19 protein-coding genes, 5 tRNA genes and 2 pseudogenes are annotated in these 19555 nt (G+C 48.8%); 15 read left to right on the top strand and 11 right to left on the bottom strand.

The genetic code is table 11. The features are described from left to right. Positions 1-110: 110 nt before the first annotated feature. Positions 111-2333, top strand: coding sequence for a Tex family protein (locus QF041_RS13540; RefSeq protein ID WP_307414555.1), 2223 nt, complete (start codon positions 111-113; stop codon positions 2331-2333). Positions 2334-2513: 180 nt separating this feature from the next. On the opposite strand, the gene cmpA is transcribed toward QF041_RS13540, so the two are convergent. Both cmpA and QF041_RS13530 read right to left on the bottom strand, forming a co-directional pair. Further along, complete coding sequence (cmpA, locus tag QF041_RS13535; RefSeq protein WP_017690033.1) at positions 2514-2657, bottom strand: cortex morphogenetic protein CmpA; 144 nt, start codon at positions 2655-2657, stop codon at positions 2514-2516. A 184-nt stretch (positions 2658-2841) separates the two neighbouring features. Beyond that, the gene (locus QF041_RS13530; protein WP_017690032.1) at positions 2842-3198 is read right to left on the bottom strand and encodes a hypothetical protein; all 357 of its coding nucleotides are present in this window, start codon (positions 3196-3198) and stop codon (positions 2842-2844) included. A 119-nt stretch (positions 3199-3317) separates the two neighbouring features. Between QF041_RS13530 and QF041_RS13525 the strand changes: the two genes are divergently transcribed. From QF041_RS13525 to QF041_RS13515, 3 genes are all read left to right on the top strand, one after another. Beyond that, complete coding sequence (locus tag QF041_RS13525; RefSeq protein ID WP_036669054.1) at positions 3318-3779, top strand: SprT family protein; 462 nt, start codon at positions 3318-3320, stop codon at positions 3777-3779. A 93-nt stretch (positions 3780-3872) separates the two neighbouring features. Then, positions 3873-3948, top strand: a tRNA-Asn gene (locus QF041_RS13520). Between the two features lie 6 nt (positions 3949-3954). Continuing rightward, positions 3955-4043: transfer RNA gene (locus QF041_RS13515), tRNA-Ser, on the top strand. A gap of 220 nt (positions 4044-4263) precedes the next feature. On the opposite strand, the gene QF041_RS13510 is transcribed toward QF041_RS13515, so the two are convergent. Then, on the bottom strand, positions 4264-4962 hold the full coding sequence (locus tag QF041_RS13510) for an ArsR/SmtB family transcription factor (RefSeq protein ID WP_307414554.1): 699 nt from the start codon (positions 4960-4962) through the stop codon (positions 4264-4266). Between the two features lie 106 nt (positions 4963-5068). On the opposite strand from QF041_RS13510, the gene QF041_RS13505 reads away from it, so the two are divergent. After that, on the top strand, positions 5069-5728 hold the full coding sequence (locus tag QF041_RS13505; protein WP_307414553.1) for a flavin reductase family protein: 660 nt from the start codon (positions 5069-5071) through the stop codon (positions 5726-5728). Between the two features lie 93 nt (positions 5729-5821). Continuing rightward, complete coding sequence (locus QF041_RS13500) at positions 5822-6493, top strand: MgtC/SapB family protein (RefSeq protein WP_091033649.1); 672 nt, start codon at positions 5822-5824, stop codon at positions 6491-6493. 64 nt (positions 6494-6557) lie between these two features. On the opposite strand, the gene QF041_RS13495 is transcribed toward QF041_RS13500, so the two are convergent. Both QF041_RS13495 and QF041_RS13490 read right to left on the bottom strand, forming a co-directional pair. Then, positions 6558-7454, bottom strand: coding sequence for a Cof-type HAD-IIB family hydrolase (locus QF041_RS13495; protein WP_036610865.1), 897 nt, complete (start codon positions 7452-7454; stop codon positions 6558-6560). Between the two features lie 4 nt (positions 7455-7458). Beyond that, entirely contained in the window at positions 7459-8235 is a 777-nt protein-coding gene (locus tag QF041_RS13490) for a DeoR/GlpR family DNA-binding transcription regulator (RefSeq protein ID WP_307414552.1), read from the bottom strand. A gap of 311 nt (positions 8236-8546) precedes the next feature. Here QF041_RS13490 and QF041_RS13485 point away from each other — a divergent pair. From QF041_RS13485 to QF041_RS13470, 4 genes are all read left to right on the top strand, one after another. Beyond that, positions 8547-8618: transfer RNA gene (locus tag QF041_RS13485), tRNA-Glu, on the top strand. Positions 8619-8724: 106 nt separating this feature from the next. Beyond that, positions 8725-8800: transfer RNA gene (locus QF041_RS13480), tRNA-Lys, on the top strand. 17 nt (positions 8801-8817) lie between these two features. Then, positions 8818-8900, top strand: a tRNA-Leu gene (locus tag QF041_RS13475). A 169-nt stretch (positions 8901-9069) separates the two neighbouring features. After that, a complete protein-coding gene (locus QF041_RS13470; protein WP_036610863.1) occupies positions 9070-9495 on the top strand; it encodes a helix-turn-helix domain-containing protein in 426 nt (141 codons plus the stop codon). A 111-nt stretch (positions 9496-9606) separates the two neighbouring features. Here the strand turns inward: QF041_RS13470 and QF041_RS13465 are convergent, their stop codons facing one another. The 6 genes from QF041_RS13465 to QF041_RS13440 are packed head-to-tail and all read right to left on the bottom strand — an operon-like array spanning position 9607 to position 14390. After that, complete coding sequence (locus QF041_RS13465) at positions 9607-10578, bottom strand: urease accessory protein UreD (RefSeq protein ID WP_307414551.1); 972 nt, start codon at positions 10576-10578, stop codon at positions 9607-9609. Next, positions 10484-11203: an urease accessory protein UreG gene (gene ureG, locus QF041_RS13460; RefSeq protein ID WP_017690021.1), complete on the bottom strand. Its 720-nt coding sequence runs from the start codon at positions 11201-11203 to the stop codon at positions 10484-10486. The genes QF041_RS13465 and ureG overlap by 95 nt, the downstream gene beginning before the upstream one ends. Positions 11204-11236: 33 nt before the next feature. Next, entirely contained in the window at positions 11237-11932 is a 696-nt protein-coding gene (locus tag QF041_RS13455; RefSeq protein ID WP_083677315.1) for an urease accessory protein UreF, read from the bottom strand. Between the two features lie 33 nt (positions 11933-11965). Further along, the gene (ureC, locus tag QF041_RS13450; protein WP_017690019.1) at positions 11966-13684 is read right to left on the bottom strand and encodes an urease subunit alpha; all 1719 of its coding nucleotides are present in this window, start codon (positions 13682-13684) and stop codon (positions 11966-11968) included. Further along, complete coding sequence (locus tag QF041_RS13445; RefSeq protein WP_211084139.1) at positions 13681-14070, bottom strand: urease subunit beta; 390 nt, start codon at positions 14068-14070, stop codon at positions 13681-13683. Before QF041_RS13445 ends, ureC begins: the two co-directional genes overlap by 4 nt. Positions 14071-14087: 17 nt before the next feature. Beyond that, positions 14088-14390 carry an urease subunit gamma gene (locus QF041_RS13440; protein ID WP_076209470.1) on the bottom strand — a complete coding sequence of 101 codons (303 nt, stop codon included), beginning with the start codon at positions 14388-14390 and terminating at the stop codon, positions 14088-14090. Positions 14391-14651: 261 nt separating this feature from the next. Here QF041_RS13440 and urtA point away from each other — a divergent pair. The 5 genes and pseudogenes from urtA (at position 14652) to urtE (ending at position 19551) form a co-directional block, all read left to right on the top strand. Next, a pseudogene (gene urtA, locus QF041_RS13435) lies at positions 14652-15903 on the top strand (urea ABC transporter substrate-binding protein). Positions 15904-16086: 183 nt separating this feature from the next. Continuing rightward, entirely contained in the window at positions 16087-16992 is a 906-nt protein-coding gene (urtB, locus tag QF041_RS13430) for an urea ABC transporter permease subunit UrtB (protein WP_307414550.1), read from the top strand. A 21-nt stretch (positions 16993-17013) separates the two neighbouring features. Further along, positions 17014-18106 (top strand): annotated as a pseudogene (gene urtC, locus QF041_RS13425) (urea ABC transporter permease subunit UrtC). Further along, a complete protein-coding gene (urtD, locus tag QF041_RS13420) occupies positions 18069-18878 on the top strand; it encodes an urea ABC transporter ATP-binding protein UrtD (RefSeq protein ID WP_101314094.1) in 810 nt (269 codons plus the stop codon). The pseudogene urtC and the gene urtD overlap by 38 nt, the downstream one beginning before the upstream one ends. Then, positions 18856-19551: an urea ABC transporter ATP-binding subunit UrtE gene (urtE, locus tag QF041_RS13415; protein WP_076209466.1), complete on the top strand. Its 696-nt coding sequence runs from the start codon at positions 18856-18858 to the stop codon at positions 19549-19551. Before urtD ends, urtE begins: the two co-directional genes overlap by 23 nt. Positions 19552-19555: the final 4 nt, after the last annotated feature.

The raw sequence follows: 19555 nt of genomic DNA, 5'->3' as shown, positions 1-19555 counted from the left end.
TATAGGGTAGAGTGGAAGAAACAAATGGTTCAACTATACTGTAATTACAGCAGCAAAGCTGCCCTGAAATGATTGTAACGAACGATTCAGGAAGGAAAGAGGGATTTATTTTGTCTGAACAGGAAACGGTTCTGGAACCCAATGAAGAAACAATAAAGGCAGAACGCCATGAACGAATCATCAAACAGGTAGCCAAGGAACTGTCACTGTCCTTGAAGCAGGTCCGCACAACGTCGGAGCTTCTGGACGAAGGCAATACGATTCCATTTATCGCCCGCTACCGTAAAGAAATGACTGGAGAGCTGGATGAGAACCAGCTGCGATCGATTGAAGAACGCATTGTTTATCTGCGCAATCTTGAGGATCGCAAATTGGAAGTCATCCGTATTATAGAGGAACAGGGCAAGCTGACAGGAGAACTGAAGCAATCCATTACCCAGGCTGTGAAGCTGCAGGAAGTGGAAGACTTGTATCGTCCGTTCCGTCAGAAGCGGAAAACACGTGCCAGTGTGGCAAAGGAAAAAGGTCTTGAACCCCTTGCTGTATGGATCTGGGGGCAACCGAAACAAGGAGATGCACTCCAGGAAGCTGCGAAATATATCAATGCTGAACTGGGTGTAGAAGATGCGGAGTCGGCGCTTCAGGGAGCCAAAGACATTCTCGCGGAGAACATCGCAGACGATGCTGCCATTCGTGCCTGGATTCGTCGGTACACCTTGGATCACGGTATGCTGACTTCAGAAGCGAAGGATGCTCAAGAAGAGTCCGTGTACGAGAATTATTATGATTACCGCGAACTAGCCAAAAAGATGCCCCCACACCGTATTCTCGCAATTAATCGCGGTGAACGTGAGAGTATTCTGAAAGTCGGCCTGGACGTACAGGCAGAACCGGCCCATCGCCATATGGAAGGACAGATCATTCGTGGTGCTTCTGCCGTGCAGGATATCCTGCGTGATGTGATTGAAGATGCTTACAAGCGGCTGATTGCGCCTTCCATTGAGCGAGAAGTTCGGGGAGAACTTACGGAAAAAGGTGAAAATCAGGCCATATCGGTATTCTCGGCCAATCTGCGTAACCTGTTGCTTCAACCGCCGATTCATGGCAAACGTGTGCTGGGTGTCGATCCTGCCTATCGTACCGGTTGTAAACTGGCTGTAGTAGATGATACGGGCAAGCTGCTTGAAGTGGCTGTGACCTACCCAACGCCACCACACAACAAGAAACGTGAAGCTGCGGAAGTATTCCATCGGATGATCAAGCAATATGATATCGGACTGATCGTCATTGGTAATGGTACCGGATCACGTGAGACGGAGCAGTTTGTTGCCGAGATCATTCAGGAGAACGGTGATGAAAGTCTTGTGTATCTGATTGTTAACGAAGCAGGTGCGAGTGTATATTCTGCATCCAAGCTGGCCCAGGAAGAGTTCCCGGATCTGGATGTTGCCGAGCGCAGTGCAGCTTCCATTGCACGCCGGGTACAAGACCCGCTGGCGGAGTTGGTTAAGATTGATCCAAAAGCCATTGGCGTGGGTCAATATCAGCATGACGTATCCCAGAAGATTCTGGAAGAAAGCCTGAAGGCTGTCGTGGAATCCGCAGTTAACCATGTGGGTGTGGACGTGAATACGGCATCACCTTCGTTGCTGTCATATGTTGCCGGAGTTAACGCTACGATTGCCAAAAACATTGTGAAATACCGTGAAGAGAATGGCCGGTTTACGAACCGGCGTCAGCTTCAGAAGGTGCCACGTCTGGGTGCCAAAACCTATGAGCAGTGCGTAGGCTTCATGCGTATTGGTGAGGGCGAGAACCCGCTGGATCGTACACCGATTCACCCTGAGTCCTACAAGGTGGTGGATCAGCTTTTCAAGGAGCTTCAGGTTGCACTGGACAAGCTGGGAAGCAAGGAACTGTCGGTGTTACTGTCGGAGCAACAGCCAGAGCAATTGGCCGTGAAACTGGACGTAGGTGTGCCTACATTGCGTGACATTCTGGACAGCTTGCAGCGTCCGGGTCGTGACCCGCGTGAAGAAATGCCGTTGCCAATCTTCCGTACAGATGTATTGAAAATTGAGGATCTGGTGGAAGGCATGGAGTTGCAAGGTACGGTTCGGAACGTTATTGATTTTGGTGCCTTTGTTGATATTGGGATCAAGAGTGATGGGCTTGTCCATATCTCACAGCTCAGCAACGGATATGTTAAACATCCGATGGATGTTGTATCTGTCGGGGATAATGTAACGGTCTGGGTTATGAATGTGGATACCAAAAAAGGCCGTGTCGGCCTTACGATGAAGAAGCCTGCTTCTGCGCAACAGTCTTCTTAAATAGTAGGATTGGAGAACAGCCCTTCCCTAACCAGGAAGGCTGTTTGTTGTCGACAGTAATAGTCCCGTTGTCCGTTCTAATTCCTCTATTAAGTACGGTGGGCAATATGGCATTTTCTTAAAGTGCGTGTTCAAAAGGCCATCTTTCGTAATCCAAAGCAGACTTTTATAAACAACCTCTTAAAGTTCGTTCTCCGCGCTGCGTGGTGTGCCATTTGCTGGTTTGTTACGATAAAAGAACCAGCATTCGTTCAGCAACTTGATTTGTCGGCTATCCTTTTTGTGAAATGCACGCATCAGTTGATTGCAAAGCCATTGAGGCAAGGGTATCTCCTCCTCTTGCATAATTCATCTGTACGTTAGCATATGTGGCAATAGCCTGGACTGTGCGGGATAAGTGGAGGCCTCCGGCAAATCAATGTCTCGTTGACTCAAAAAAAAGCACAAATCCCAATTCAGGGAGATGTGCTTTTCGTTCTCATCATCATTAAAGGATACCTGCGGTGAATTAGAGAGCTTCCATCTCTTCTTCATACCATTGTTCCAATTGGGCCTGAAGAGCCCGGATTTCGGTAAGCAGAGAAATCAAAGGATAATGGCTTTCACGTAGTGCTGCAAAAGATTCTTCAAGCGCATTGATATAATCAAGGCCGCCGATGATAGTAAGATTTTCGTTTAGGAGATCGAGACTGTCACATTCGGCGATCGCCCAAGGCAGGACAGGGACATCTGCTGCAGTGAGTTTATCAATTTCCTTGTGCAGGCGCAGGTTGAGCGCACTGAGTTGATAGGCGTAATCTGCCGGCATTTCCACGAACTGCAATTGTTGTTCCTGCTGCAGGATGACATAGCGCATTGTAGGCATAACGAGTAATAATCTCCCCTCATACATTCTACTTGACAGTGTAGCCTACGAAACGGTTAAAATTCAAGTATTATGCCGGAAAAACAAATGCTCCGAGGGGGTGCAAGGAGAGGATACCGATGGAAAATGAGGAATTGCAACAATGGATTGAACAGGTATCACTGGATCATTTCGGAGTGCCGTTCACCCATGAAGCGTTGTTTAACAGTCGCCTGACCACGACGGGTGGGCGTTATATGCTCAAAAGTCACCGGATTGAGATCAATCCGCATCAACTCGAAGCCTATGGGCGAGATGAGGTTGAGAAAATCATCAAGCATGAGCTGTGTCACTATCATCTGCATATTCGTGGGCGCGGCTATCAGCATCGTGATCCGGAATTCAAGGCTTTATTGCAGAAGGTAGGCGGTTCGCGTTATTGCCAATCACTTCCTGACGGCAAAGGCAGAAAGCCGCTACCCTATCGTTATAAGCTGGTATGCAAGAGCTGTGGTACGGAATATTTGCGCAAGCGGAAAATAGATCCTAAGCGTTATCGTTGTGGCCGTTGTGCGGGAAAACTGGGGCTTCAGAATATCTGATGTGTGTATCGTTCAATGTATTAAAGAAAGTGATGGAAGGGATGTTGACTTGGATTATTAATCATGATAAATTAATCTTATTCAAGTTAATTTTCCCTGATAGCTCAGTTGGTAGAGCACTCGACTGTTAATCGAGTTGTCACAGGTTCGAGCCCTGTTCGGGGAGCCATTTCTTGGAGAGATACCCAAGTGGCTATAAGGGGACCCTCTGCTAAGGGGTTAGACTGCGTAAGCGGTGCGAGGGTTCGAATCCCTCTCTCTCCGTTCTGAATTAACTTCTCTGCAAAGGGATGAGAACCCTAAAGGTTCGTCGGAGCATAAGCTTCGTTAGCAATACTCCGCAGTCTCGAACGAAGTGAGAATAACCCTCTCTCTCCGTTCAGATTGACAAAAAATCCTCTTCACATTAGATCGGTTAACGGTCAGTGTGAAGGGGATTTTTTGCGTTTACTGATCTTTGATTATCCCTTGTATACGCTTCTGCTTAAAGTGTAATTCTCAACACCTCGTATAAACCTTTCTTGCCTGCTTCCGTTACTTCGACAGAGCGATTTCCTGTTTTTTGACGAATCCAGTCCAGTTCCGATAATCGATGTCTGAGTTGTTCCCCAAGCATACCTGAGAGATGATGACGGCGTTCGCTCCAATCCAGACATTTGCGAGCGATGGCCCGGCGTGATCTTGGCTTCATCTGAAGTTTAATTCCAAACGTGGTGAACCACTGTATTCCTTTCTCTGTAACTTGATAATCCTTGCTGTGTGCCTCTTCGGGCTCTGAAAGATACCCCTTCTGTATTAAGGCTTCACAGAGCGAGATTCCCAATTTCCCGGCCAGATGACCATAACAGGTCCGTGCATGACTCAGTTGTTGAAGCTGATCGGATTGTTTGAGAGAGCGGATCTGTACAGGCGGAGCAATACTGGCCATGCTTTCAATCAGATTAGCAATTTCTTTGTTTGCAAGACGGTAGTATCGGTGGCGCCCTTGTTGTTCAACTTCGAGTAATCCTCCCTCTACGAGTTTAGCTAGATGGCTGCTTGCCGTCTGGGGAGTGACACTTGCCATATGAGCAAGCTCTCCTGCAGGCAACGCACGGCCATCCAGTAAGGATGACAGAAAAATAGCGCGGCTTGGATCAGCGATTAACGACGCAATAACAGTAATATTCGGATATACATTCATACTTCGATCATAGCTGAACTATTACTGTATTACAATCCAGTTGTATCGTCCCATATGGGTCAGATTGAGCTTATAATCATTGGAATTGGAACAGGAGAGGTACAGGATGAAAAAGATAACGAAACAGGACTTTGCTACAGAGCAGTTGTCCGAGAGTCCAGAAGTGATTCAACATGAGACGATTAATCCCAGTATTTTATATTATGGTACGCCTGTATTGCTACTAAGCACATTAAATGAGGATGGGTCAACCAACCTGTCACCATTATCCTCGTCTTGGGCGCTTGGGGACTGTCTGGTTCTTGGTCTAGGTATACAGGGCAAAGCCTATGAAAATCTGAGTCGACATCCGGAGTGTGTGATTAATTTACCAGATGCGACCATGTGGAGACAGGTTGAGGCATTAGGACGTTATACGGGAGTCACACCGGTTCCTGAGGAGAAAAGGAAGATGGGCTATGAATATTGTCATGATAAATTCACTGTAGCTGGACTAACATCTGAATGCTCGGTTAAGGTGGCACCAGATAAAATAGTTGAATGTCCGCTCCAGATTGAAGCGGCTGTACAACACATACGTATTCCCGAACATACACCGTTCATGGCGATTGTTGAAGTGAAAGCGTTGAAGGTGCACGCGCACACAAGACTAATATCTGGACCGAACAAGATTAATCCAGAAGAATGGAATCCGCTGATATATAATTTCAGACATTATTTCGGATTGGGCAAGAGACAAGGGGAAAATTTCCGGGCAGAGAATTGACCTGAGTAGAGGCTTTTTATTAGTCAGTGAAAGATTGGGTAATAGTAAAGATAGACTAATGTAAGCATATACATAACGAAAGAGGTGATGTGCATGGAAGTGGAATATTTGATGCGTGTACTCATAGCTGGAATATGTGGTGTGCTAATCGGATATGAGCGCAAGAACCGAATGAAAGAAGCGGGTATCCGTACTCATTTTGTGGTCGCTGTAGGTGCTGCCCTGATGATGATTGTGTCCAAATATGGATTCCAGGATCAAGCTGGCTGGGCTAATCTGTCTCTTGATCCGTCAAGGATTGCTGCACAAGTCGTTAGCGGTGTGGGGTTCATTGGAGCCGGGATGATCTTCACACAGCGTCACACGGTCAGGGGATTGACCACAGCGGCTGGCATATGGGCTACGGCAGGCATGGGACTTGCTGTGGGTTCAGGTCTGTATTGGACGGGTGCAGGCGTGACACTGCTTATTGTCGTGGCACAGATGTTACTGCATAGACCCACACGCTGGCTGGTATCCGCCCGAACAGAGACTTTAACCATCCATCTGCAAAATGAGGGAGAGGCCCTGAAGACTGTTTTGGCACTGCTGGGGCAGGAGAAGATCTCGGTCATCGGATTTAAGACAGAACAGCAAACAAGCACAGACTCCGTGGAAGAGACTGTGCTTGAGTTCACATTGCAACTGCCCGGTTCATACCGGGGCGAGCAACTGATTATTTTGTTACAGGATGTGCCTCACGTTAGATCTGCGGAGTTAAAATGAAGCGAACCTGCATGGCTCAACAGGTGATCATGCAGGTTCAGTATTTAATTCAGTATGGGTTCAATTACTGACCTTCTCCGACAATCGTTTCTGGGCGGGATACCGGTTTACCTTCAAGCAGGCATTCGATGGCATGGGCAACACCATGCTCCACATTGGTCAGCGTTATGGCTTTGGCCAGTGCCTGGATTTCGGGTTCGCCATTACCCATGGCGATGCCGAGTCCTGCCATTTTTAACATGGAGACATCGTTGAAGTTATCGCCAATAGCTACGGTATCCTCCATGGATATGTTCAGGTGAGCCGCCAGTTTGGTTAGGGCATTACCTTTGGATACGTCCGGGTGCTGCATTTCGAAGTTATGCTCAAAGGATACAACCATGGCGACATCGGATCGGGAAGCAAAGTATTCTCGTCCTGTCTTTACTTTGTCCGGATTCATGGAGAAGGCCATAATATTATAGATGTAGGCTTCTGCCGGAATTTCCAGATGGCTGTTTACGCGGTGGTAGTCTTTTTTGTCATAGTGTTTCTTGATGGAGCGAATCATGCGTGCAATGTCCTCACCAGGGTTCGAACCAAGAACACGTTCCATCTCGGCGAGCAAGGTCTCATGACTGCTACGCGGGGCATAAATGCCTTGTTGCGTTGAAGCCTCATAATAAACATCATGATCTTCCAGCCACTGCATGACGGAAGCTGCTGTGTCACGCTCGAGCGGAAGATGGAATAAACGTTCACCGTCTGCGTCATGAATTGTCGCTCCGTTGGAGCCGATAATTGGGGTTTTGATTCCGCCTTCACGGCTGATGGTCACAACATCGGAATAGACGCGTCCTGTAGCAATGGTAACTTTCATACCGGATTGCTGGGCCTTTTGGATGGCTGCGGCATTCTCCGGGCTAATCTGGCTATCTATGTTCAACAAAGTTCCATCTAAATCTGTGGCAAATAATTTCATATATTTACAACTCCTTATCATCTGTAGGTTCAGGAATGAGAATCTCAACCTGTTGTTCGGCTAGAAAAACAAGCCATTCTTTGGTTGGCCATTGATCCGTAATCAATACATCCACCAATGACCAGTCGGCAAAACGATAACCATACCGCCTATCAAACTTGGATTGATCTGCAAGAACAACAACTTTCTTGGCAGCTTTCATCATTTGGTGTTTAATTTTCCCTTCCTCTTCGGAAGCACTGAAGCCATCCATGGTGATACCGCCAATTCCGATAAAGGCTTTATCTACATAATAGTGGGAGAGGGTCTCGATAACAGAGGTACCGTAGACATAACGTTGTTCCTTATCTACTTTGCCTCCGAGCAAACGAATCTGGACAGCAGTGTGATTGGAGAGAAGATCAGCGGAATGAATCGAATTAGTAATGACGGTACAGGATTTGCCGTCTAAGTTCTCGGCACAGGCCTGCACAGTCGTGGAAGAGTCCAGGATAATGATCTCGCCTTGCCTTACAATGGCCGCAGCGAGTTTGCCGATGGCTCTCTTTTCCTCAGATACATCGAGTAAACGGTCTTTGTAGGATCTGAATTCTTGCGGAGGAGGGGGGAGAATCGCGCCGCCACGTGTTCGGATAATGGCATCCTGTTCCTCAAGCTTAATCAGATCCCTGCGTGCAGTATCCCGTGATACATCAAACAAGGTGACAATATCATCGGCTGAGATGCGATTGTGTTTGCGTAGATGTTCAACAATGAGCTGCATTCGTTCTTCTTGAAACAAACATGTCACCTCCGAGTGTATGGATGACCGTACTTATACTGATACTTTAATTATAAGTATTCTTAATGTGATTTGCAATATTATAAGTGAACGTAAGTTTTTATAAGTGTTTTAATGGATGGTTTACATTTTTCCTGCACGGAGATGACACTAGCATGCATGAATGGGGAGGTGGCTAATAACGGGGCTCTGAATTACAGTATGCAATAAACAAAAACGCTTGAAAAATAAATTTCAAAAAAAGTATTGCAAGTTCAAATTGTCCTGTGGTATACTCATTCTTGTCGCCAAGAAAGACAACTTGTTATTAAGGCCCGTTGGTCAAGGGGTTAAGACACCTCCCTTTCACGGAGGTAACAGGGGTTCGAATCCCCTACGGGTCATATCTTCACCACCTCATGAGATCTACATTTTCGATGAGTAATCCTCAAAGTCATTGCTCTTATAGACAAGAATGAAGCATGGCACATCCGGTGAAGTTTACAGCAAGAGCCATTAGCTCAGTTGGTAGAGCACCTGACTTTTAATCAGGGTGTCGAAGGTTCGAGCCCTTCATGGCTCACCATTTTTACAATTGAATATGCGGTCGTGGTGGAATGGCAGACACGCTATCTTGAGGGGGTAGTGGGTGTATACCCGTGGAGGTTCGAGTCCTCTCGACCGCATCACAGCAACAATATAAGATAGACTTCTATGATCATTCATGGGAGTCTATCTTTGTGTTATACGATATACCTCATCCTGTTCCAGGCATATAAAGGCTGAGCATTCAGGAATAATGTGGTATAATTCAAGCAGATGAGTTGATTATTACGGTTGGAAGGCGGTTCTTGTATGCAGTCGATCTATGAGCGAATTGAACACCTGATTGCCGAACGAGGAATGACCAAGAAGGCTTTCTGCCAACAGCTGAAGATTAGCACAGGCAATCTGGGTGATTGGAAACGTGGCAAGTCTATTCCGAGTACGAATAAATTAATTGAGATTGCTTCGTTTTTTGATGTGAGCCTCGACTGGCTCATGATTGGACGTCCATCGAAGGAAGCGATGGTTCGGGAAAAACGGGAGGATTATTTTTTTGACGTTTTGCGGCAATTGAATTGCCAAGAAAGTGAATTATCGACTGTGGAACAGTCTTTTATCAGCGAATATATTGAGTTCACCCGTTACCGCAAATCCAAGGAAAGTAAGGATGCAGGCGACTATCGCTACAAACCTGAGAACAAATCAGAGAACGATTCTGAGGAAAATGAAGCGTAAGTGATATGAGCAGCATCCATAGACTGAATGTACAAAAACCTCTGGACTAATCCGAACACACTCGGAGACAGTTCAGAGGTTTTTTGTATTAACCATGCATGCTTCATGCCCTTATTTACGAAAGACAAGAGTTTCTTTGCCCATCAGATGGGGGCGGAGTGTGTTCCAGATCTGAAGACACTGCTCCTGAAGCTCCCAAGCTGCCATGCCAAGGAGTCGAACGCCGATGCCTCCGGTTGCCAGCAAACTTGCACCTGCGAGCATTCGTCCATCTGGTGGCAGCGCGGATCTGACTTGCTCCAACTCCACAGTACCAAGCCCCGGGGCGATCATCCATAACGCAGCAGTATGTGTGTAGTGAAGGAGAGACGCCGAGTGTTTGGGATCATCGGTATCCGGTTCAAGTCCGAATCGATCCCAGACAGCCAGTTGCTCACCTTGCCATATCTCCGTCAAGCTGCGGTAACGCTCGAATTGGAAAGCTTCTCCCCGATGAATCCGTCCGGCAGACCAGATATCTGCATAGGCCAGGATTGCCTGTTCTTCCAGCTCAAAGGTTACAGTGAGCGATGATGAACTACCCTTGAAAGGGATGACGCATTCAGGAAAGTATTCCAGCGTGGCCCCTTTTCCCAACCGAAAGTGATGATTAACGGATGAAGGAATGGAAGGTGTGGGATGGAGTCTGGTAGCAGATGTGCTGCTCAACATGACATGGGTGCCTTCACCTAATTCCCACTCGGAATGATAATGATCCCCGTTAAGGACTCCGGGCGAGACGTCTGACGTGTACACACATAATTCGGTTCCGCCTCCGGGAGGTCGAAAGGATCGGCTAAACCGGAGTGGTGCGCTGTAATAACGATCTGTCATGACAGTTCGGTCGCCTTGAAAGGCAAAGGTGGCCCGAAGCTCGCTGCGGCGTGTGACGGGCGCACCTGCACTTTCATTCCTATTTATCTCTGTTCCCGTGGGTACAGAAGATGAATTAATGCGAGTGAGTGCCATGTTCATGGCTGTGTGAATGCAGATGTGCAGCGGAAGCATCGTCATCCATATATTGATGTTCAAGCCAGTGGACAATCTCGGATACACCTTCACCGCTCATTAGATTAGACATGACATAAGGGCGGCCTTCGCGTACCCGTTCGGTATCATTTTTCATAACTTCCAGGCTTGCACCAACGTAAGGGGCGAGGTCGGTTTTGTTGATTAAGAGCAGATCTGAACGCGTGATGCCGGGACCGCCTTTGCGAGGGAGTTTCTCTCCTTGAGCAACGTCGATAATGTAGATGAACACATCAGCGAGTTCCGGACTGAATGCAGCGGAGAGATTGTCGCCGCCGCTTTCGATGAAGATCAGTTGCAGATCCGGGAAGCGTTCAATCAACTCGTCAACTGCTTCGAAATTCATGGAGGCATCCTCACGAATAGCCGTGTGCGGGCATCCGCCTGTCTCGACGCCGATAATGCGCTCTGGTGCCAGTGCATTCTGACGCAGCAAGATTTCGGCATCTTCCTTGGTATAAATGTCATTCGTGATGACAGCAAGGCTATAACGTGTACGCAGTGCCTTGGACAGCTTCTCCACAAGGGCTGTTTTACCTGAACCTACCGGTCCGCCAATTCCAATTCGCATCGGACGACTCCGATCAAATGCCTTACGTTCCCACTCCGGATGATGCGTATGATTAGCTCCTCCACACATAACAATTCCTCCTAAGTTAGATAAAAGTTGTAGTTAAGACATAAACAGCCGCGCGGGTAAGGTCTCGTGCCGCATGGCGTAGATTTCCTGGGCAATTCCGAAGCTGTGCATATCTTCCGGGTCATTTTCCCGAATGAGCGCCCATTCCGCTTCGATATCATCAAGCAGTTTCTGAATCAACATCTGCGCTTCGGTTTGTCCGATGGGCAGCAGGCGAAGTGCGCTGTTCACATAAGCGTTCACTGAGGTATACAGATGCCCGGTAACGGCTTCATCCAATTCAATCTCCAATTGATAGTTGATATAACCGTGAATGGTCGTGATGCCACAATACGCGCCGTATTCCCGTATAGCCTCATCGATCAGGGAAAAGTCCATCCATGGATAGAGTGAACGAGCCAGCTTGAGCAGTCGTTTTCCCATTTTGTGGCCGCTTTCCCTGAGTTCCCGAGGGGAGCGCTGGGCGTGGACACGTTTGTCATACAGGGCAAGTAGAGCGGCATCTTGCTGTTTTATCGCCTGATAGACGCCTTTGATGGCAAGACCATCTAGTCGTACAAGACTGGAGTGAAGCTGGCTGCGAATAAACTGTTCAAGCTGCGCGGTATTTTGCACGGTGCCATCATGCGTGTAAGCTTCCAGACCGAAGGAATGGGAGAAACCACCGATGGGCAGGGCCGAATCCAGCAGCTGAACATAACGGAGTAGCTTCGTGCCACTATTCATCATGAGTGCCCCCTTATTAGCTAATCCGTATTCCTATCAAAACATAAAGTACCGCTGTGCCATAGGCAACTCGTCTGCGGGTTCGCAGGTGAGAAGCTCACCGTCGGCGCGTACTTCATAGGTTTCGGGATCGACTTCAATGACAGGGGTGACGTCGTTATGAATCATGTCTTTTTTGCTGACTGAGCGACAGCCTTTAACGGGTTCAACCCGCTTTTTCAGGCCCAATGACTCTTTGATCCCGGCATCTGCTGCGGCTTGGGAGACAAAGGTGATTGATCCGCTGGCAATGGCGCTACCATAAGCTCCGAACATCGGTCTGCCAAATACGGGCTGAGGTGTCGGGATGGACGCATTGGGATCACCCATCTGGGCAAATGTAATCATGCCACCCTTGATGACAATCTCGGGTTTAACACCGAAGTAGGCCGGTTTCCATATGATTAGATCTGCCAGCTTTCCAACTTCCACCGAACCGACGAGATGACCGATTCCGTGTGCGATAGCTGGATTGATGGTGTACTTGGCGACATATCGCTTGATCCGATCGTTATCGGAGGGAGAATTCGGGTTGAGCTCAAGTTTGCCGCGCTGTTTTTTCATTTTGTCGGCTGTCTGCCAGGTGCGGATAATGACTTCGCCCACTCGGCCCATGGCCTGTGAATCGGAACTGATGATGCTGAACACGCCAAGATCATGCAAAATGTCTTCGGCTGCGATGGTTTCGGGACGAATCCGCGAATCTGCAAAAGCTACATCTTCCGGGATGGAAGGGTCCAGGTGATGACACACCATCAACATATCGAGATGCTCTTCTACAGTGTTGCGTGTGTACGGTCGTGTTGGGTTGGTTGATGAGGGGATAACGTAGGACTCCCCAGCGGCCCGGATAATATCCGGTGCGTGTCCGCCACCAGCGCCTTCCGTATGGTACGTGTGGATCGTCCGGCCGTTGATTGCAGCCAGGGTGTTTTCGAGAAATCCGGTTTCGTTCAATGTATCGGTATGGATAGCCACTTGAACATCATGTTCCCCGGCGGCAGTCAGACAAGCGTCGATAGCGCTCGGGGTAGTGCCCCAATCTTCATGCAGCTTCAGGCCGATGACACCCGCTTCAATCTGTTCGATTAAAGGTGCGGTGCTGGAACTGTTGCCTTTGCCGAGGTAACCGATGTTCATGGGAAAAGCCTCTGCCGATTCTAACATCCGGTGGATGTGCCAGGCTCCTGGTGTGCAGGTGGTGGCTTTGGTTCCTGTTGCTGGTCCTGTTCCGCCGCCGATCATGGTCGTGACCCCGGAGGATAACGCAGTCTGAATCTGCTGTGGGCAGATGAAATGAATGTGGGTATCAATGCCGCCAGCAGTTACAATCATGCCTTCACCAGCGATGATTTCGGTGGAAGCGCCGATGACCAGTGCGGGATGAACACCATCCATTGTATCCGGGTTACCGGATTTGCCAATGGCGCAGATGTGACCATCTCGAATGCCGATATCCGCTTTTACAATGCCCCAATGATCGATAATGATAGCGTTGGTGATAACAGTATCAGGAGTGCCGTCACTTCGCAGAGCAGTAGTAGACTGGCCCATCCCGTCGCGGATAACCTTGCCACCTCCGAACTTGCTCTCATCTCCGTATACGGCATAATCATGTTCAATCTCTGCCCATAGTTCGGTATCTGCAAGTCTTACGGCATCGCCGGTTGTCGGTCCAAACATGGACGCGTATTGTTCACGGCTCATTCGTTTCATGAAGGTTCACCTCCATCTGGTATGGGAGGGGAGAATGTCTTCAGGAATGCCTCCAGTTTCAGTGGATCAGGAGCTTGATCCGCAGAGCCTTCGGTTAACCCGTTGAACCCGTGAATCTGACGTTTGCCGCCAAAGGTTGTGAGTTCAACAGGTTTCTCTTCACCGGGTTCGAAGCGAACTGCGGTGCCTGCCGGAATGTGCAGGCGATGTCCAAAAGCTGACGTGCGATCAAAGTCCAGTGCTGCATTAACTTCATAGAAGTGAACGTGAGAGCCGACTTGGACGGGGCGGTCGCCGCGGTTAAGGACAAGGAGTCGTAGGGTTAAACGATCCGGATGACAGATGATGTCGTCATCTGGCTTCAAACGGTATTCACCAGGAATCATGGTTTCTCCTGCCTTTCTCAGCGTATAGGTTCATGTACAGTAACCAGTTTTGTACCGTCAGGAAATGTGGCTTCTACCTGTACTTCAGGAATCATATCGGGAACACCATCCATACAGTCTTCGCGTGTCAGGATGGTGCCTCCGTATCTCATTAATTCGGCAACACTCATTCCATCCCGTGCTCGTTCCATCAGTTCGGAGGTCAACAAGGCGATGGCTTCGGGAACATTCAACTTAAGTCCGCGTGCTCTTCGTTCACGGGCGAGGTTAGCGGCCACGGTAATCAGGAGTTTTTCCTTTTCCTGCTCAGTCCAGTGCAAGGCAATCCGACCTTTCGCTTATAATGTCTGATATGTTCATGGATCATATTGTATGTTAAATATACTCACACAGGGTGAATCCTTTGTCAATAAGCTTCAAGGCATATTAGCAGTATGCATGAAAAGAGTAGGCATGAAATAAAATTATGTAAGCTATATTGACATGAAGAGAGTAACCCTCCATAATTTGGATCAACGAACATTTCGGACGCAAATGACCTTAATGTTCGTCAATAGACTAAAAAAAGGGAGTGTAGGCTATTGAAGAAGAGGTCGGTCAAGTTATGGAGTATTTTGCTGGGTGCGGTCATTGTGATGACAGGATGCGTGGAGGGCACTGCGCCGCCTGAAGCTTCGGGTTCAGGTGGTACAGGAGAGCCGGCTGCATCCGGTGATACGATTAAAGTTGGCATTCTTCACTCTCTCAGCGGAACGATGGCGATCAGTGAAGTATCTGTTAAAGATGCGGAGATGCTTGCCATTGAAGAGATCAACGCCGCGGGCGGAGTTTTGGGTAAACAGATCGAGCCTGTAATTGAGGATGGCGCTTCGGATTGGCCTACTTTTGCGGAGAAGGCTGGGAAGTTACTGCAACAGGATAAGGTCGCTGCTGTATTTGGTGGATGGACCTCTGCAAGTCGGAAGGCTATGCTTCCAGTGTTCGAACAGAATAAAGGTTTATTGTTTTACCCGGTGCAATATGAGGGATTGGAATCGTCGCCAAATATTTTTTATACAGGAGCAACAACCAATCAACAGATCGTTCCATCCGTAACCTGGTTACTGGAGAACAGGGGCAAGACGTTTTATCTGCTCGGTTCAGATTATGTATTCCCGAAAACTGCCAATCAGGTCATTAAGGCACAACTCGCAGCAGAGGGCGGCGAAGTGGTGGGTGAGGAATACACACCGCTGGGCCATACCGATTACAGTACCATTATAAGCAAAATCAAAGCTGCGAAGCCGGATATTGTATACAATACGCTGAACGGAGATAGCAATGTGGCCTTCTTCAAACAATTGAAGGATGCCGGAATCTCCTCGGATCAGATGACAACCCTGTCGGTGAGTGTGGCGGAGGAAGAAATCCGTGGCATCGGCGCAGACGTATTGAAGGGGCATCTGGCTTCGTGGAACTATTATCAGACAACCGATACAACTGAAAATGCTACATTTGTTGCCAAGTATAAAGAAAAATACGGTGCTGATCGAGTGACAGCTGATCCGATTGAAGCGGGATATGTGGCGGTTTATCTCTGGAAGGCGGCGGTGGAAAAAGCAGGATCAACCGACGTGGAGAAGGTAAAGGCAGCTGCCAAGGGTCTGGAGTTTGATGCTCCGGAAGGTAAGGTAACCGTGGATGGAGAGAATCAGCATATCTACAAAACCGTACGGATCGGTGAGGTGCAGGAAGATGGGCAGTTCAAGGAATTGTGGAATTCTGGTGAGCCTGTCAAGCCGGACCCCTTATCTGAAAACGTATGAATGGGGAGCAACCCTCAGCGCTAAATAACATAGAAACCTCGCAATAAAACAGGCAACTCGCTTCAAAGTAGCTGAAACATAAGCGAGGGTGTGATAACACATCCTCTCACCGCATTGCGGTAAAGCGTTACTGTGATGTAAAAAAATGTTGCTGCCGCTAATTGAAGTCATGTGAAATATCGAGAGTCACGGTATGGAGGAGGGGATAGCGATGGATATGTTTATCCTGCAGATGTTCAACGGTCTGAGTATCAGTTCAATTCTGTTGTTGATTGCATTGGGGCTTGCAGTAACGTTTGGGCTGATGAATGTCATCAATATGGCTCACGGTGAACTGATCATGATCGGTGCATATGCAACGTATGTAACACAAAATCTGTTCATGTCCTATGCTCCAGCGGCTTGGTTTGGTGCCTATTTTGTTGTGGCTCTGCCGATTGCGTTCATTGTAGCTGCTCTGGTTGGCTGGTTGCTTGAAGTGGTTCTGATCAGGCATCTATATGGTAGGCCGCTGGACAGTCTGCTTGCGACATGGGGTGTAGGCATGATGCTGCAACAACTGGCCCGTACAATATTCGGAGCACCCAATGTGGGAGTATCCAGTCCGGCTTGGCTCAATGGGGGATTGGCGATCTCGGATGGTATTGTATTTCCGTATAAACGAATTTTCATTATCGCATTGGTCGCGGTTGTGCTGCTGTGCATGTATCTCTATATCTATCGAACATCTTCCGGAAGACGAATGAGGGCTGTGATGCAGAATCGGAGCATGGCGGGGTGTCTTGGGATTTCGACCCGGCGGGTGGATGGCATGACCTTTGCGATTGGTTCGGGCATTGCCGGAATTGCTGGCTGTGCATTAACGCTCATTGGTCCGATTGGTCCTTCACTTGGTACGTATTATATTGTGGATGCCTTCATGGTCGTTGTCCTGGGTGGCGTAGGGAAATTGGTCGGAACCGTGTGTGGTGCATTGGGGATTGGTATGTTCAACACGCTGTTCGAAACCTATACCTCGGCCTCCATTGGCAAGGTGCTTGTGTTTGTATGTATCGTTGCTTTCCTGCAATGGAAACCACGCGGATTGGTCGCGATGCGCACACGGAGTCTCGATTAACGTGAAAAAGGGGGTTAGTTCATGTCCGCTTTACTCAAGACTGGCAGTCTGAAAATGAGGATTATCTGGGCGGTTGTACTCATCATGATGTGTCTCGCTCCACTGATCTCCACGGAGTTTCGTCTGAGTCTGTTAGCCAAGTTTTTGGCGCTGGCAATCCTGGCCATTGGTCTCGATCTGATCTGGGGATATGGGGGTGTGTTGAGTCTGGGGCATGGTGTGTTCTTTGGTCTGGGTGGGTACGCGATGGCGATGTATCTGAAGCTTCAGGCTAGTGGAGCAACGCTTCCTGACTTCATGGGATGGAGTGGTCTCAGTGGTTTGCCGTGGTTCTGGGAGCCGTTTCGCTCCTTCCCGGTGGCGCTGTTATTGGGAATAGCCCTTCCGGCATTGCTCGCCTTTGCCCTGGGATGGTTTACGTTCCGTAACCGGATCACCGGTGTGTATTTTACCATCCTGACTCAAGCCTTGGTTCTCATTACGGTAACACTCTTTGTTGGTAAACAGGAATGGACGGGGGGAACAAATGGCATTACCGGATATAATTCGATCTTTGGTTTTACACTTCATTCCGCAGGAACAACAATTGTTCTCTACTATATAACGCTTGCTGTTCTGGTGATCGCTTATATGCTCTGTCGTCGAATGGTGAACAGTCGTTTCGGCCAAGTGCTCGAAGCTGCGCGTGAAGGGGAGAATCGGGTGCGATTCCTCGGATATGATCCGGCAGGATATAAAACGCTGGCTTTTGCTTTTTCCGGTGCGCTTGCAGGCATCGCGGGCATGTTGTTTGTACTTCAGGTGGGTATTATCTCGCCATCGATGATGGGGATTGTGCCCTCCATTGAGATGGTCCTGTGGGTTTGCGTTGGGTGGTCGCGGTACGCTTATTGGAGCGGTCATCGGAGCGGTGGTGCTGAATGCAGCCAAAACAGGTTTAAGTGAGGCTTACCCCGAGGGGTGGCTGTTCGTCATTGGTGGACTCTTTGTAACAGTAGTTTTGTTCATGCCAAACGGTATTGTAGGTGTATATCGTCATGTCGTTCGCTTGCTGAAGCGGAGAGGAGAGAGTGCGCATGTCCAAGTCACTCGGGAAAAACCTAAAGTCTACTGAGGAATCAGCGGTGTTGGTAGCCGAGGATATTACGGTAGCCTTTGGTGGGTTCGTTGCTGTCAAAGGCATGAATCTGAAGTTGCATGAACATGACCTGCATTTTCTGATCGGACCCAATGGTGCTGGAAAAACAACGATGCTGGATGTGATATGCGGCAAAACAAAACCCATGTCCGGCTCGGTGAAGATGGCGGATGGCACGGAATTAACACGACTGAAGGAGCACCAGATTGTTCGCAAAGGTGTGGGACGCAAATTCCAAGCGCCATCGATCTTTGCGGGTCTGACGGTGCAGGAGAATCTGACACTGGCGGCGGAGACTCGCCGTTCCCCTTTGCAAGCCATCGGTATTCGTCGATATGGGAAAATGAGTGCTGCCATGGAGCATGTTACCCTCCAGATTGGTCTGCAAGACCGCGTTGATGCTCGTGCAGGAGCGTTATCGCATGGGGAGAAGCAGTGGCTGGAGATCGGCATGCTGCTTCTGCAGGAGCCACGGGTGTTGTTGCTGGACGAACCAGCCGCAGGCATGACGGATGAAGAAACACACAAGACCGGGCGACTTCTGCAAGAGATTGCGCGTGAGCGCTCGGTTGTGGTGGTGGAGCATGATATGGAGTTTGTGCGAGAGTTCGCAGCCAAGGTAACGGTGATGCATGAAGGAAAACTGCTGAAGGAAGGTACGATGGCGGAGGTACAGGCAGACCCGAAAGTGGCAGAAGTGTATCTGGGCAAAAGGAGGGATGACCATGCTGTCGCTGCAACGAATTGAATCCGGCTACGGGGAAAGCAATGTGCTTCGTGGTGTGAACCTGGATGTACAGCCTGGACAGGTGGTGTGTCTGATGGGCCGTAACGGTGTAGGTAAAACAACGTTGATGAAAACATTAATGGGGCTGCTCAAAACACGCAAGGGCAGTATTCAGTGGCAAAATCAGGAGTTATCCACCTTGGACACAGCCAAGCGGGCAAGGGCAGGGATTGGTTATGTACCGCAGGGGCGGGAGATTTTCCCGCAGCTTACGGTGAAAGAAAATTTATTGCTCGGTCTGGAGACGAGTGCACCGGGAGTAAAAACGTTCCCGGAGGATGTACTGGCGATGTTTCCAGTGCTTGCTACGATGTATGGACGGCAGGGCGGGGATCTGAGTGGTGGACAGCAGCAACAGTTGGCGTTCGCTCGGGCATTGGCTTCGCGTCCGGGGTTGTTGCTCCTTGATGAGCCGACAGAAGGCATCCAGCCTTCTATCGTGGAGGACATTAGGCAGGTTATTTTGCAGCTCAAGGCAAAGGGGAACCTCTCGGTTCTGCTGGTAGAGCAGAGTATTGATTTTGTGCGAAGTGCCGCAGATTACATTTATATCATGGACAAAGGAACCATAACCCTGCATGGGACACCGCAAGAGCTGGATATGTCGCAGTTTGAACATCATCTCTCCGTATAGTTGT

The organism is Paenibacillus sp. W2I17 (assembly GCF_030815985.1).
GTDB lineage: Bacteria > Bacillota > Bacilli > Paenibacillales > Paenibacillaceae > Paenibacillus.
Note: the sequence above shows the minus strand (reverse complement) of the source record. Positions and strands in the feature narration are given on the sequence as shown.

What these genes read in the sequence shown, in the direction of transcription:
- QF041_RS13530 (WP_017690032.1), bottom strand. Translation starts at nt 3,198, where the DNA reads ATGCCTACAATGCGCTATGTCATCCTGCAGCAGGAACAACAATTGCAG.
- QF041_RS13525 (WP_036669054.1), top strand. Translation starts at nt 3,318, where the DNA reads ATGGAAAATGAGGAATTGCAACAATGGATTGAACAGGTATCACTGGAT.
- QF041_RS13510 (WP_307414554.1), bottom strand. Translation starts at nt 4,962, where the DNA reads ATGAATGTATATCCGAATATTACTGTTATTGCGTCGTTAATCGCTGAT.
- QF041_RS13505 (WP_307414553.1), top strand. Translation starts at nt 5,069, where the DNA reads ATGAAAAAGATAACGAAACAGGACTTTGCTACAGAGCAGTTGTCCGAG.
- QF041_RS13500 (WP_091033649.1), top strand. Translation starts at nt 5,822, where the DNA reads ATGGAAGTGGAATATTTGATGCGTGTACTCATAGCTGGAATATGTGGT.
- QF041_RS13495 (WP_036610865.1), bottom strand. Translation starts at nt 7,454, where the DNA reads ATGAAATTATTTGCCACAGATTTAGATGGAACTTTGTTGAACATAGAT.
- QF041_RS13470 (WP_036610863.1), top strand. Translation starts at nt 9,070, where the DNA reads ATGCAGTCGATCTATGAGCGAATTGAACACCTGATTGCCGAACGAGGA.
- ureG (WP_017690021.1), bottom strand. Translation starts at nt 11,203, where the DNA reads ATGTGTGGAGGAGCTAATCATACGCATCATCCGGAGTGGGAACGTAAG.
- QF041_RS13455 (WP_083677315.1), bottom strand. Translation starts at nt 11,932, where the DNA reads ATGATGAATAGTGGCACGAAGCTACTCCGTTATGTTCAGCTGCTGGAT.
- ureC (WP_017690019.1), bottom strand. Translation starts at nt 13,684, where the DNA reads ATGAAACGAATGAGCCGTGAACAATACGCGTCCATGTTTGGACCGACA.
- QF041_RS13445 (WP_211084139.1), bottom strand. Translation starts at nt 14,070, where the DNA reads ATGATTCCTGGTGAATACCGTTTGAAGCCAGATGACGACATCATCTGT.
- urtB (WP_307414550.1), top strand. Translation starts at nt 16,087, where the DNA reads ATGGATATGTTTATCCTGCAGATGTTCAACGGTCTGAGTATCAGTTCA.
- urtD (WP_101314094.1), top strand. Translation starts at nt 18,069, where the DNA reads ATGTCCAAGTCACTCGGGAAAAACCTAAAGTCTACTGAGGAATCAGCG.
- urtE (WP_076209466.1), top strand. Translation starts at nt 18,856, where the DNA reads ATGCTGTCGCTGCAACGAATTGAATCCGGCTACGGGGAAAGCAATGTG.